Below are 13617 nucleotides of genomic sequence, written 5' to 3' on the forward strand. Positions count from 1 at the left end.
AAAACGTGAAATGTTAGGCTAACGCATTTTTTTTAGGTAGCAGGTAGCAGGTAGCAGGTAGCAGGTAGCAGGTAAAACTGGCGCCGATGTTAAGCGAAGCGTCATCGGTGCCCATAAACGTTAGAGGTCTCCCGACCTCGTTTTTAGGTAGTAAGTAGAAGGTCGTAGGTGCTGAATTTACGCTCCTCATAACGCGAGCACGAGTCCGGAGACTCGCGCTAGTTATAAAAAAAAATTCTTTAATTTTAGACAGAACTCTGTACTAGTGAGGATAAAATCTCATTCAATTTCTTGATTTATAGAACAGTACTTTGGCTTAGTGAGTTGAAGACTTACGCTGAACTCTCTCTAACCACATTCCTCTTTCACGAACCACTTACAAGTCACCCTTAACATTTCACGTTTTTCACTTTTAACTTTTCATTTTTAATTTCTACAAATTTCCCAAAGCTTTACATCCTTCTTCAAAATCATATTCCTGCACAAACTCTAGAGCAGCTTTCAAACCATTTTTCTCTTCCTCGATTGTTACTTTTTCGAGTAATGATTTAATAATTTCACCCGCCTCAGGATCTCCTTCATCTAATAATTGAAGCAACTGAGCTTTTTCATCAGGGAAGTCATTTATGGATACAATTTCGGTTGGAGTATCAGTTTCTTGAGGGGATTCTTGAGTTTCTTCTTCTCCTTTGAACTGTCTGATATTTTCTAACATGATGGATAATTGTACTAATAAGTCGTTGTACGCTACTTCATCATAGGTTTCGTAATATTTGAGGGAACTTTCTAAACGTTCCGCCGCTTTTGATACTTCCGTCATACCCAAGTTAGCAGAAACACCTTTCACCGTGTGGGCTTCTTTTTCTAATTCAGTATAATCTTTATCAGTTGATAGTTCCATTAAGCGGACTAAAGTATCTTGTTGCTTGTTGAAGAACTTATCCAACACACTCAAGAAAAGCTCCTCATTTCCACCACATCGTTTGATGGCAATTTCGGTATCAATTCCTTCGATCTGTATGTCTGATTTTGCATCAATATCTTTACCTGCTTCTTTTAATTTTTCGAGCAGTTTAGGATCATTTGATTTATAATTGCCTTTGGCTTCAATCCATCTTCCTAAGATAGAGAACAACTGAGCATTATCAATTGGCTTGGCGATATGATCTGTCATGCCCGCTTCTCTAGCACGGTCTTTATCTTGAGATAACGCATTGGCAGTCATAGCAATGATTGGTAATTCAGTGTATCGAGCATCTTTACGCAACTCTTCAGTAGCTGTGTAGCCATCCATCACAGGCATTTGTATATCCATCAAGACGCCTTCATAGGGTTCGTTATCATCAAATGCTTTATTGACTTTCTCGATACCTACCTGACCGTTTTCAGCAATATCTACATAGACACCGAATTTAGCGAGTAGTTCAGAGGCAATCAATTGGTTGATTTCATTGTCTTCCACCAATAGGATCTTAGCACCTTTTACGTGTTCTGGGAAGTTCTGAGATTTCTTGTATTCGTTATTGGCCGCAAAGCCGAAACGGGATAACAAGGTATCTAATAACTCTTGTTCATCGACAGGTTTTACGATAATTCCTGAAATACTTTCTTCATCAATTTTATCGGAAAGTTCTTCTTTATCGTGGGCCGTTACCATAAGGATATCGGTGGTTGCATGAATTTTTGATAACTCACGAATCTTACGTGTCGTTTCGATACCGTCCATACCCGGCATTTTCCAATCCATTAAAATGAAATCGTATGTGATGTCGGATTGGGTGATGTTGGCTAGGGCTTCTTCACCACTTTTCACTACATGTACTTTACAACCGAAGTTGTGTAAGTAGTTTTGTAGGATGACCAAAGATTCTTCGTTATCATCAACAACTAGAACGGTAGAACCGATTAAGCTTCTTACTTTATAAGGTTGTTTGCCAGCAATTGAATCTTCTGCAACCTTTTCTACTTCGGCAGTGAACCAGAAATTTGATCCTTCGTCGATTTGAGATTCTACACCAATTTCACCGTTCATCAGCGTGGCTAATTTTTTAGAAATGGCTAACCCTAAGCCTGTTCCACCAAATTTACGAGTAGTTGATGTATCTGCTTGATTGAATTCTTGGAATAGTCTTGATCGCTGATCTTCTGTTAAACCAATTCCGGTATCAATTACTTCGATATGAAGTTTGGTATGTCCTTTCGTTTCGTCTAATCCTATCTTTAAAGTCACTTGACCTTTTGGCGTGAACTTCACGGCGTTGTTCATCAAGTTCAAGATAATTTGAGATATACGAAGAGGATCTCCTTTCAATAATTTTGGAATCTGAGAAGAGATATCAAACTTAACGGTGATCCCTTTTTCTTTGGCTCTAAATCCAATTACGTTCATGATGTTTTCGAGTACATCATCTTGTAAATTGAAATACACATTCTCGATATCTACTTTACCCGCTTCAATTTTTGAGAAGTCAAGTACATCATTCACAATAGATAAAAGCGATTGAGATGAAAGCTGTATCTTTTTCAAAAAGCTTTTCTGACGTTCGTCTAGTTGAGTGTCTAACACTAGGTTCGTTAAGCCCATAATGGCGTTCATTGGGGTACGAATCTCGTGCGACATATTAGCTAAGAACATGGATTTAGCATTGGCCGCTTCCTCGGCAATTTCTTTGGCCGATTTTAATTGCTCCTCTGCTTTTCTTCTCTGAGTGATGTCGATAATGATATCTGCAAGGTAAATAGGCTCTCCTTTTTCGTTCTTAACTAAGAAGTAATTTTCGTAGGTAGATAGTCTTCTATTCTTAGCAGTAAGCATTTCTAATTCGCCTGACCAAGCCCCAGTAGACATCACAGAAGGAAGCATTTCTTCTTCTAATTTCTTTTGAGATTCTGGAGTGTAATACCCTTGAACGGTTTTTTTGTAAACAGCATCAACATGGTCTTCATCCAATAAATGCTGTAATGACTCGTTGACATAAACAATAGACTGATCTCTCATATCTGCCATGCCTAGACCGTTACTCGATGAGTCAGCAAAACGTCTAAAGATCCCTAACTCTCTAGTTCTATCTTCTACTTTCTGATCTAAGTTGGCATTTAGTTCTTCTACTTCTTCAAGCTTCTCGTTCAACTTTTTATTTTGTTCAGAAAGGCGAGAGTGTAATCTTCTATTATTGATAAACACCAAGTACCAAGCGAAAATAGCGGCAATAATAGATAATGCGACACCGATTAAATCGATTTTGATTCTTTGTGATTTTTCCTCAAATACTTCATCGATACGACCTCCCAATTTTTCAGAAAAATCTTCCATTGTGTCGGCATACCTCACTTTATTATCAAGATATGCTCTGGAATTAAGCAATTGACTAGCCTCTTCAGCTTTGCCATCTCGAATCAATTGAAAAAACTTGGATTCAATATCAATTAGTTTTTTGTTGGCCGCTTCTGTACCTTTTAAGAGCGCTTCAAATTCACCTTTAGTGTCCATTTCTAATGCTTTTACTATTGCATTATCAAGTACAGCTTCATAGCGTTTGTATTTCTCTTCCCACTTTTTTTCAGAAGTCAGAGCAGCAATTTTTGTGGAAGTAGTCAATACTTCATCGCAAAAGATAATGTCCTTTTGCAATTGAGCGACCTTCCATATGATATCACTTTCTCTTTGGAAATCTTTATAAGCTTTGTTTAGTTCCCATCCGAAAAATGCAAAAGCGATAATCGTTAGGGTAGAAGCTAAAAGGAAGAATTTGGTCTCCCTTCTGTTGTTTATTTGTTGTTCCATAGTATAGAATTAACGAGCAGTTCCGTAGCGGCTATCAACATAAGCCAGCATTTCACTAGGTTTTAGAGATTGTGAGGAATTTCCCATACGAACATAAAAAGCTTCATCGCCGTCGCGTGTCATAAACACCGGACGAGAAGAAGGGTCGCATTGGATAATTAATACTTGTTCTCCTTTCAAATCAACGACTTTAGTATGAATAAATTGTGCCATATCTGCACCAATATATTCTCTTACTAAATTATGCCAATGCAGCATCAATTTGTCCTCGTTTTTGAAAGCATCTGGCTTCATACCGATAGGTTCACCATCATCGTTGACACCCACGAAAAGCGTTCCTCCATTTCCATTAAGGAAAGCAGCGACACTCTTCAAACATTGGTTCTCGATGCGTGATTCGTGTTTCTTAGTATATAAATTGAAGCGTAATGTGGATTTAAATTCACATGTTTCGCTTTCTCCTTTGGCAATTAGATCCAGCCATTCACTTTCAGTATCACCCGATTCAATGGTTTGATTTTGAAGTTGATTGAGTTGTTCCCTCAGCTTCTTTTGGTTGACAGACATTTCGATTTTAGGTCGAATTCTCGAAATAACAATGTCCGGGTCAAAAGGCTTAGTGATGTAATCGATGGCACCCAAAGCAAACCCTTTTTTCTCATCTTCAGGATCGACCTTAGAGGTTAAGAAAATCACGCTAAGATGTTCCAACTCTGGATCGGATTTCATGGTCTTAAGTACTTCATATCCATCCATTTCAGGCATTACAATATCCAATAAAACCAAGTCGGGTTGAGGAGCTTTTTTAGCCAACTCTAAGGCTTTTTTTCCGTTTAGGGCTACTTTGATTTTGTATTCATTTCCTAGTAGTCCGCGCAACATGTCTATATTTTCAGCAGCATCGTCAACAATTAGAATGCAATTTTTTGTGTCTGTCATATTAAAAAAATGGGTCGTAATCTTTAAAACGTTCAATTTAATAGGTTTAAGGTAGAGAAAAAAACGAATGTTAGGAAATATTGATTAATCAATTATCTTAGCTAATTATTAACTTATCAGACTTCCCTGAAATGCCAATAAAAACACTCTTCAAGACTTTTTTCAGACTGTTTGTCGCCTTTCTTATTACCATTCTGATCAATCAATTATTGTTTGGAAATACGTTTTTAAATGATACTAAAGTTGATCTTCAATTGCATGATTTATTTATTGTTTTCCCTTTAAACTTTTTGTTTATCATTCAATTTTTATCGCATTTGTTTCTTTACAGTATCATCAGAATGTGTTATTCGAGTAGGATGTATACTCATCGAATTTATTTTATGGAAGGATTATCTCTTTTGATCATCACTATGTGTTCTTTCTTACTCTATTATGTCATTCTATTTCATAGAGAAGCCCTTCATTTATATCAAATGAATGATATTGTATCAGGTAAAGTAAATGATTTCACTATGATCTATTTCATGGAATACTTTCTATCTATATTTTTCTTGACGTTTCTCTTTGTGTTCATCCTTCTATTAAAAAAGCAATTTGATATTAAAAGCAGATTTGTGTCTTAATATTTATGAGGAGAAAAAAAGAATTAATTACTTTTACAGTCGCAAACATTTTATATCAAAAGAAATAGATGTATTTGAACTAACAACAACTATTTATCTTAACGTGATATTATTTTTTAAACTTGAAAATCAAAAACTTAAAAACCAACGAAGATGGATTATAACAGAAAAGTAGGCTTTGGGGAAAGATTCGTATCTATGATTATAGACCATATTTCTATGACTTTCTTATTGGGAATGATCGCAGTACCCATTCAAATGTCGGTGATGTCTGATTTTTTTACTTCTCCAGGTACAAACCCCGATCCTGATCAACTTTTTGGCTCTATAAAAACCTTGATGATTCCTTATTGTTTCATATATGCTTTGTATTTCTGTAAGGATGCTTTTAAAGGAAGAAGTTTAGGGAAATTGGCTACAAATCTTCAGGTGTATGATAATAAAACTGATGAAATAGCCTCACCTATTAAATGCTTTGTACGAAATATCTCAATTATTATATGGCCTGTTGAGGTAATTATGGTGATGATTAATCCTCATAGGAGAATTGGAGATTATATCTCTGGGACCTATGTTGACATTTATGATAAAAAAGCCAATACAAAAGTTGATTTTCCTAAAATTGGGATTTCATACGTTCTATCAGTTTTAGTAATGGGAATATGTATGTCACCATTAGTATTCTGGTTAGACTTTATTGGTTCAATTGCTAATGATCAGCAAGCATATGTGGACACTGTTGTCAATGAAAAAGTCGTTTATGATGAACTTAGCTATTATTTTGACTCTTTAGAGATGAACATGAATGATCAATACATTCAATTAAAAGTATATGCATCACCCAATGTTTATCTAAATTCTATTAACGAAGTGAGAGGTTTAGTGGAACCTATCATGAAAGAAAAGTTTCCCTATCATAAAGTGGATTTAGATATTATTTATACCGAAAACGGAACACAAGAAGAATTAAATATTGATTTTTATACCAACTAAATAATAATGCACCCAACTAAAAACACCAACCAATTTTTTCTTTTACTTCTTCTTTTTCCCATTCAGCTTTGGGCACAAGATATTTCTTTAGCTATTGATTCTTTGGTTTCGAAGTATCAAAGAGAATATCAAATACCAGCGATGGCAGTGGGAGTTGTTCAATCTGATACTTGTTATTTTGGTATTGAAGGAGTAGTTAGGATAGAAAAAAATCAAAAGGTGAGACTCAGCGATAAGTTTCATTTGGGGTCGAATACCAAAGCGATCACATCATTCATTGCTTTCAAAATGATAGAATCTGATGAGATATCACTAAACACTAAATTTTTTGATATTTGTTCGGATTTGAAAGATGAAATTTCGGCTGAATATCAAGAGATTACATTAGGAGATTTACTTTCTCATCAAGCTGGAATACAGCCTTATACGAGTGGTTTGGAGTATGAAAAACTTCCAACGTTAAATGGTTCCATATCAGATAAAAGAAAACAATTTTCTGAGTTTGTATTAAATGAAGAATCGGTAGCAAAAGGAACCTATTCTAATGCAGGATATATTCTAGCTTCCTTAATGTTAGAAAAAGCCGCTCATCTTTCCTTCGAAAAGTTGGTGGATAAGCATATGAAAGCACTAGATTTGGACTATTTTATTGGATTTCCAAATAAGCAAAACCAAAAATACCCTTGGGGACATTGGGAGGAAAATCAGCAGTTGATTTCTTTATCGCCCACTCATTTTTATAAGTTAGAAGATTACACCTTGGCAGCGGGAGATGTATCGATGAATATTGAAAACTATGCCCGATTAGTTCAACTTCATCTAAATGGTCTAATGGGAGAAGACAACTACTTAACTTCTGATAGTTACAAAAAAATGCACTATGGCATTGATAATTATGCCTATGGTTGGGGGAACATGAAAACCAAAACGTCAAAAATTAGCTTTCATGATGGCAGTGCGGGTACCTATTTTTGTCATACGATATTAGTACCAAGTAGGAGTAGTGCCATAATTGTGATGGCTAATTCAGCTACAGAGGAACATCAAAAAGCAGTTTATGAATTGAGAGATGAATTGATAAGGGTTTCGGGGGAGTTGTTGGAGTGATTTTTTTACGGTTTTTAATCGTGTTCAATGCAAATGGATCGGTTAGTATTATTTACAATTAATTTTGATAGGTGTAAATTAAATGTCGCTATCTAAAAGATACATAGGAATAATTGACATTCAGTCATCTTACAATTTAAATAGATATCTTAAGGTGATAACTTTTTTGTCCATAAATGTGTAATTTTTACTATTCTAAAAATTATGGGGATGATTTACTTTTGTTTTAAATAGAAGCAATAGATTCTAACTTAAAATAATCGCTCGCCATGTTAAATAATATCCTAGCTTTTTTATTATTATCAATATTTTCTCTTGAGAAGAAAGAAACTCCACCGCCAAATATTTTATGGATAGTTTTAGAAGATATGTCTCCACAATATTTTAAACCTTATGGTAACGAAGTGGCAAGTACACCTGTTATAGACTCACTAATTAATCAAGGAACTAGATTTGATGCAGCATTTTCCACTGGGGCTGTTTGTTCACCAAGTCGATATACCATAATTACAGGTACTAGAACAAATGCTTACGGCACGGGACATCATCGTTCAGCTTATCCAATTCCTGAGGATTTAAAACCATTTCCGTATTATTTAAAAGAAGCAGGATACCACACTTCAAATAACTATAAAGAAGATTATAATACATCGGCATTAAAAAAGTTATCAAAAGAAGCTTGGACTGAAAGTAGTGGAAAAGCAGGATGGTGGAATCGTAAAGAAGGTCAGCCTTTCTTTGCGGTATTTAATTTTAATAATTGTCATCAATCTAGAACGTTTACAAACCCATATGACGATTACAAAAAAAGAATTTTAGATAAGTTAGAGGATAGTGAAATTATAGATGATGCGGATATCATTATTCCTGACTTCTATAAGAATACCCCAGCTTTAAGAAAAGAATTAGCAAGAACATACAATGCTTTAAAAAAGACAGATAACGAAGTAGATACTTTATTCAATCATTTAAAGAAAGACAATTTACTATCTTCTACAATCATCTTTATCTATGCAGATCATGGTGGTGGGTCGTTACGTTCAAAATCTTTTGGATCAGCACTCGGACATCAAGTGCCTATGGCTGTAATTGTTCCAAAAGCATATAAACATCTTAATCCATTTAAAGGAAAGAAGTCGACAGATCAAACAGTAACATTCGAAGATCTAGGGCCAACAGTTTTAGGATTAGCTGGAATAAAAGCTCCTGATTATATGACAGGAAAACCTTTTATGGGTCAAAATCCAGAGAAACAAGAATTTGCTTTTTCATCAGTAGATAGATCTGGTGAATCAATGAATTTAACTCGTTCTGTTTCAGATGGAAGATATTATTATACAAGAGTATTTTACCCTAATAAACCAGCATATAGTTGGCAAAAGTATTTTGATTATAGTGCAAGTCGTCAATTAATTAGAGCTTATCAAAATATGAGTGAATTGAATAAGGTGCAATCAGAGCCGTTTTCGATTAGAGGTCAAGAATATTTGTATGATTTGAAAGCAGATACTTGGCAGGTAAATAATCTCGCTGAAAATCCTAAGTTTTCTAAAATTAAAAATAAGTTGAGTACAGCTTTAGATGAAAAGCTATTAACTATTAAAGATGTACATTTCTTACCAGAGTACATGTTAGATTCATTAGCGAAAACAACTACAGCTTATGATTATAAGAATACAGAAGCTTATGATTTTGATGCAATTTATAATGTAGCCAAACTTGCGGGAGCAGGGAAAGAAGCTTTAAATACTCAATTGAAAGCTATAAAAAGTGTGGATCCAATTGTTAGGTATTGGGGAGTTTTAGGATTATCTGCTCAGAGTAATGAAGTTTTAAAACCAAATCAAAAGGAGATAGAAAGTTTATTAGATGATAATTTTGCACCAACAAGAATAATAACAGCTTCAATATTGTTCAAAACACTAAATTCTAGCCAAGCAAAGCAAATTCTTCAAGAATACATTCATCATAAAAACCCTTATTTGGTAGTACAGACACTTCAAGAAATTATCTATTACCCTAAAGAAGTAGCATTAGGCTTTGCTGATGATATAGATGAATTAAGTAAAAACAACAAGAATGGTTTGGTATCAGAAAGTATTGATATCTTTAAATATCTATGTTTCGATGTACCATTGTACTATCAGTATCACTGGTAAAACTATTAAATCAAGACTTGTAGTTGGAATTATATCCATCATAAAAGATCAATATGAAGATGAATTATAAACTTATTTTAAAATTACTACTGCTTTCTTTTATAGGATGTATATCTTGTTCTCAAACAAAGAACAAACCAAACGTTGTCATTATTTATACTGATGATGTCGGTTTTGGAGATGTAGGTAGCTATGGCTCAAAGCTTATACCCACACCGAACATCGATAAATTAGCTGAAAGTGGTATTCAATTTATGGATGCACATTCAGCTGCAGCCACTTGTTCTCCATCAAGATATTCTTTATTGACAGGGGAATTGGCATTTCGAAATCCTAATGCAGCTATTTTACAAGGTGATGCAAAAATGTTGATTGAGCCCGATCAATATACATTAGCCAATCTTTTTCAAGATGCAGGGTATAAAACGGGTATTGTAGGAAAATGGCATCTTGGGTTAGGAAATGGTAAAATTGATTGGAATAAAGAAATTCTAGGTACACCAAATTCTCTTGGTTTTGATTATTCTTATATCATTCCGGCAACAAATGATAGAGTACCTTGTGTATATCTTGAAAATGGTAAGGTAGTTAATTTGTCTTCCGAAGACCCACTAACTGTATCCTACTGGAAAAGAATACCCGATAATGTAGAAGGAACAAATTATCCAGACGCTATAAAGAATCCAGAAGCAGTTACATTATACAAGGGAGACCGTCAACATAGTTGTTCTGTAATCAACGGGGTAGGTCGTATAGGTTATATGAAAGGAGGAAAGAGTGCAGTTTGGAGCGATGAAAATATGGCTATTGACCTATTAGAACAAGCTAAAAGTTTTATAAAAAGCAATAAGAAAGATCCTTTTTTACTTTGTTTTACTACTAGTGATATTCATGCTCCAAGAATACCCCATCAAAAATTTAGAGGCAGTACTACTCTTGGTTATCGAGGGGATAATATGGTTCAATTAGATTGGGTAGTAGGAGAAGTGATGAATACCCTTAAAGAATTAAAGATGGAAAAGAATACTATTGTAATTTTTTCTAGTGATAATGGACCTGTTTATGAAGATGGAGGATATAAAGATGGCTGTGTGGATATGTTAGAAGAAGTAGATAGAGGACACGATGCTTCTGGTCAATATACTGGAGGTAAATATCGTATTACAGAAGGAGGAACAAGGGTGCCATTTATCATTAGTTGGCCCAATAAAATTAACCCTGGAATCAGTAATGCCTTAATTAGTCAAACTGATTTATTGGCATCATTTTCTCAACTTTTAGATGTGAAACTTCCTAATAATAGTGCAACGGATAGTCGTATGCTTTGGAAAACACTTATAGGAGAAGATAAAAAAGGAGCTGATATTATTATTGAAGAAGCAACAGGATTAAAACCAGGATTAGCGATTAGACAAGGAAGTTGGAAATTGATAGAATTACATCCAGAACATACTTGGGGTAAACCATTTTCTGAACGAAAAATTGTTGGATATTCATTGTTTAATTTAGCTTTTGATCCAAAAGAAATGAATGATTTAAATAAGATTGAAATTGAAAAATCAAAAGAGTTAATGTTACTATTAAAACATTACAAAAGTAATAACTTAAATGATATTTAATTGATAAAATATAAATTATAATTTAAAAATAAAGTCATTAATTAATGTAAATATATATAGAATTAAAGTACATTATATTTAAGAAAGCCATCAAATATTTGATGTCTTTCTTTGGTAATAAGTAACTATAATGGAACTTCATCTTTTATTGAATTTACTTGACTACGATATTTAATCGGAGAAATACCTTTAATTTTTTTGAATTGTCTACTAAAATAAAATTGATCTTCAAACCCTAATGTATAGGCAATATCTTTAATACTCAAGTTTGTGAATTTTAATTTTTCACAAGATTTTTCAATTTTTAATTCATTAAAATACGCAAGAGGAGTTTTGTTTAAATGTTTTTTAAACTCACTTGTAAACCTGGAGACAGATACTTTATTCAACTCCGCTAAATCACTAATATTAATACTTGAATTCATGTGATTATTAAAGTATTCTAAAGTCTTACTTATAATAAGGTTATGACTTTTTTTCTCTGTAAGATTATATTGTTTTGTGTATTTAAATGAAGAGATTAAGTGACCAAAAATCATGTTTGCATATTCAATATTGTCATTAGACATTCCAGCTTCAAGTACATACAATATTTCATCAAACATTTTAACTCTATCCTTGTATTTATTTGCAGATTCATTGCAAAAGGATATTTTTTCGCCTATTATATCATCGAAAAGATGAATGTCATTTCCAGTAAAATGTATCCAGAATATTGTCCATGGTTGTTTTTCATCACTTTGATAGTTATGAGCGACTCCTTTAGGAATAATGATCGCTTCATTTGAGTTTAATTCAAACGATTTATTGAGAAAGTTAACAACCCCTTTACCTGTAATGTTATATATTAGTATGCATTCTTCTGCTCCTTTATCACGTTTTCTAAAATGATATAAAGCTTTAGGATAGTAACCAATGTCTGTGATAAAAATTGAATTAAAAAATGGTTTTTTTGTAAAATATTTTTGATGTCATCACTATAATTGATGCTAATTTCACCTTCAAAACCTCTAGCTTTCTTTTTCATTTCAAAAGTATTTTTTCAGGTCATTCATATTGTTTAAAAATAAAATTAAATTAATAAATATCTAATATACTTTCACATAATATATTTAAATACATTGTGTGAAATGTTATTATTTATAATAATATAAGTTTTTAATGTATATATAGTTAAATATTGCAACATTAGTGTGGACCTAATTTATGTCATTTGAATACGTTTTTATTTTACTTAAACACCTCGGGTAGTAATAAAAAATAACACCTATTATGATATTATTGATCATTATATGTACAATACATTTATCATTGAAGTGATTTAAAAATTAAAGTTAACTTTTAACCTGTTTCGCATAAACATACTCATGAATGCTACATAATGCGATTGAATCCAATTTCTTGATGATGTCATATATCTAATATTTAAAGATTTATAATTATCAACTCATGCATTAGTCTGTTCAACTGAAAACCGAAGTTTATAGAGTTCATTATCAATAACATCCAGTTCTTGAGTGTGAGACTTTGTATTCCTTTTATTGTGATCAATATTGTAAACGATATGCTTTCCTCCCAGCAGTTCTTTTAATTCCTTGGAATCAAAACCAGCATCTGCATTTAAAAATAAACCATCTAAACTATAAGTTATTTTTAGAATATTATCCAACATTTTGGACATCAAATTCTTAATATTAAATAGGTCATTATGCTGTCCTGATATTGCCTGAAAGAACTAATAAATTTGTTGTCTTCCCTTTTTTTCTTCCCTGATATCCAACTTGATCTCCACCTTTTTTAGCTAAGGTATGACTACCATCCAAATTTAAAAGAGAACAGTCTAACAAGTGGTTATAGGAAAACAACAAGTCATTATAAATTGATTGGAAAATTCCCTTTTTACACCATTTATTGTAATGGTAATACACTGTCTGGTAAGATATTTCAGTCTTACCAAAAAATTCTTTTAAAGGTAAAAGATGCCATTGAACACCTGTTTTTATCTTATAAAAAATAGCTTTCATTATCCTCCATAAAGGAACTTTAAGCTTTCTTCCTTTTTTATTTTTTGGAATATACTGAGTTACATATTTATTTAGTATCGCTTTATGCATGGTCTGAAGGGTTTTGTTTTTTGTGGAAATTAAATATCTCCTTTCAGACCTTTATTTCTAAATGCAACACAAAATATTAAGATCTATTTTTAAATAGCTTCATTTATAATAAGAATAAAATCAAAGTAATATTGATTGCTTATTTATTCAAGAAAATATCAAGTAAGAAAAAACGGATAACGATAAAAGTTATATGCTTTATTTAACCTTTTTAAAATAAAATTATTGTATAGAATATGGACAAAAATATCCTCAATTCATTTCTTATTGTTTTGT

General features: G+C 32.9%; 10 protein-coding genes and 1 pseudogene. 4 read left to right on the top strand and 7 right to left on the bottom strand.

Translation table 11 applies throughout. The features are described from left to right. Positions 1-433 precede the first annotated feature (433 nt). Together MY04_RS21615 and MY04_RS21620 are read right to left on the bottom strand one after the other, a co-directional pair. Positions 434-3784, bottom strand: coding sequence for a hybrid sensor histidine kinase/response regulator (locus MY04_RS21615; RefSeq protein ID WP_066214238.1), 3351 nt, complete (start codon positions 3782-3784; stop codon positions 434-436). A gap of 9 nt (positions 3785-3793) precedes the next feature. After that, a complete protein-coding gene (locus tag MY04_RS21620; RefSeq protein ID WP_066214241.1) occupies positions 3794-4723 on the bottom strand; it encodes a response regulator in 930 nt (309 codons plus the stop codon). Positions 4724-5502: 779 nt separating this feature from the next. Here MY04_RS21620 and MY04_RS21625 point away from each other — a divergent pair. The 4 genes from MY04_RS21625 to MY04_RS21640 all read left to right on the top strand — a co-directional run bounded on the left by MY04_RS21625 (position 5503) and on the right by MY04_RS21640 (position 11227). Continuing rightward, positions 5503-6342, top strand: coding sequence for an RDD family protein (locus MY04_RS21625; protein WP_066214250.1), 840 nt, complete (start codon positions 5503-5505; stop codon positions 6340-6342). A 6-nt stretch (positions 6343-6348) separates the two neighbouring features. Next, complete coding sequence (locus tag MY04_RS21630; RefSeq protein WP_066214252.1) at positions 6349-7449, top strand: serine hydrolase domain-containing protein; 1101 nt, start codon at positions 6349-6351, stop codon at positions 7447-7449. Between the two features lie 269 nt (positions 7450-7718). Then, positions 7719-9608 carry a sulfatase family protein gene (locus MY04_RS21635; protein WP_066214255.1) on the top strand — a complete coding sequence of 630 codons (1890 nt, stop codon included), beginning with the start codon at positions 7719-7721 and terminating at the stop codon, positions 9606-9608. Positions 9609-9667: 59 nt separating this feature from the next. Continuing rightward, a complete protein-coding gene (locus tag MY04_RS21640; protein WP_084006192.1) occupies positions 9668-11227 on the top strand; it encodes a sulfatase family protein in 1560 nt (519 codons plus the stop codon). Between the two features lie 125 nt (positions 11228-11352). On the opposite strand, the gene MY04_RS21645 is transcribed toward MY04_RS21640, so the two are convergent. The 5 genes and pseudogenes from MY04_RS21645 to MY04_RS28120 form a co-directional block, all read right to left on the bottom strand. Continuing rightward, a complete protein-coding gene (locus MY04_RS21645) occupies positions 11353-11832 on the bottom strand; it encodes a helix-turn-helix domain-containing protein (protein WP_066214261.1) in 480 nt (159 codons plus the stop codon). A 138-nt stretch (positions 11833-11970) separates the two neighbouring features. Further along, positions 11971-12159 (bottom strand): annotated as a pseudogene (locus MY04_RS28350) (AraC family transcriptional regulator); the annotation flags it as partial. Next, positions 12075-12254 carry a hypothetical protein gene (locus MY04_RS21655; RefSeq protein ID WP_066214265.1) on the bottom strand — a complete coding sequence of 60 codons (180 nt, stop codon included), beginning with the start codon at positions 12252-12254 and terminating at the stop codon, positions 12075-12077. The pseudogene MY04_RS28350 and the gene MY04_RS21655, both read right to left, overlap by 85 nt. A 420-nt stretch (positions 12255-12674) precedes the next feature. Then, entirely contained in the window at positions 12675-12908 is a 234-nt protein-coding gene (locus tag MY04_RS28115; RefSeq protein ID WP_158297837.1) for a hypothetical protein, read from the bottom strand. 25 nt (positions 12909-12933) lie between these two features. Then, the gene (locus MY04_RS28120; protein WP_084006056.1) at positions 12934-13341 is read right to left on the bottom strand and encodes a transposase; all 408 of its coding nucleotides are present in this window, start codon (positions 13339-13341) and stop codon (positions 12934-12936) included. Between the last annotated feature and the right edge of the window lie 276 nt (positions 13342-13617).

Source organism: Flammeovirga sp. MY04 (assembly GCF_001682195.2).
GTDB classification, from domain to species: domain Bacteria; phylum Bacteroidota; class Bacteroidia; order Cytophagales; family Flammeovirgaceae; genus Flammeovirga; species Flammeovirga yaeyamensis.

Bases quoted from the DNA above. Each gene is read 5' to 3' on its own strand.
- MY04_RS21635 (WP_066214255.1), top strand. From the start codon at position 7,719: ATGTTAAATAATATCCTAGCTTTTTTATTATTATCAATATTTTCTCTT.
- MY04_RS21615 (WP_066214238.1), bottom strand. From the start codon at position 3,784: ATGGAACAACAAATAAACAACAGAAGGGAGACCAAATTCTTCCTTTTA.
- MY04_RS21625 (WP_066214250.1), top strand. From the start codon at position 5,503: ATGGATTATAACAGAAAAGTAGGCTTTGGGGAAAGATTCGTATCTATG.
- MY04_RS21645 (WP_066214261.1), bottom strand. From the start codon at position 11,832: ATGTTTGATGAAATATTGTATGTACTTGAAGCTGGAATGTCTAATGAC.
- MY04_RS21630 (WP_066214252.1), top strand. From the start codon at position 6,349: ATGCACCCAACTAAAAACACCAACCAATTTTTTCTTTTACTTCTTCTT.
- MY04_RS21640 (WP_084006192.1), top strand. From the start codon at position 9,668: ATGAATTATAAACTTATTTTAAAATTACTACTGCTTTCTTTTATAGGA.
- MY04_RS28115 (WP_158297837.1), bottom strand. From the start codon at position 12,908: ATGTCCAAAATGTTGGATAATATTCTAAAAATAACTTATAGTTTAGAT.
- MY04_RS28120 (WP_084006056.1), bottom strand. From the start codon at position 13,341: ATGCATAAAGCGATACTAAATAAATATGTAACTCAGTATATTCCAAAA.
- MY04_RS21655 (WP_066214265.1), bottom strand. From the start codon at position 12,254: ATGAAAAAGAAAGCTAGAGGTTTTGAAGGTGAAATTAGCATCAATTAT.
- MY04_RS21620 (WP_066214241.1), bottom strand. From the start codon at position 4,723: ATGACAGACACAAAAAATTGCATTCTAATTGTTGACGATGCTGCTGAA.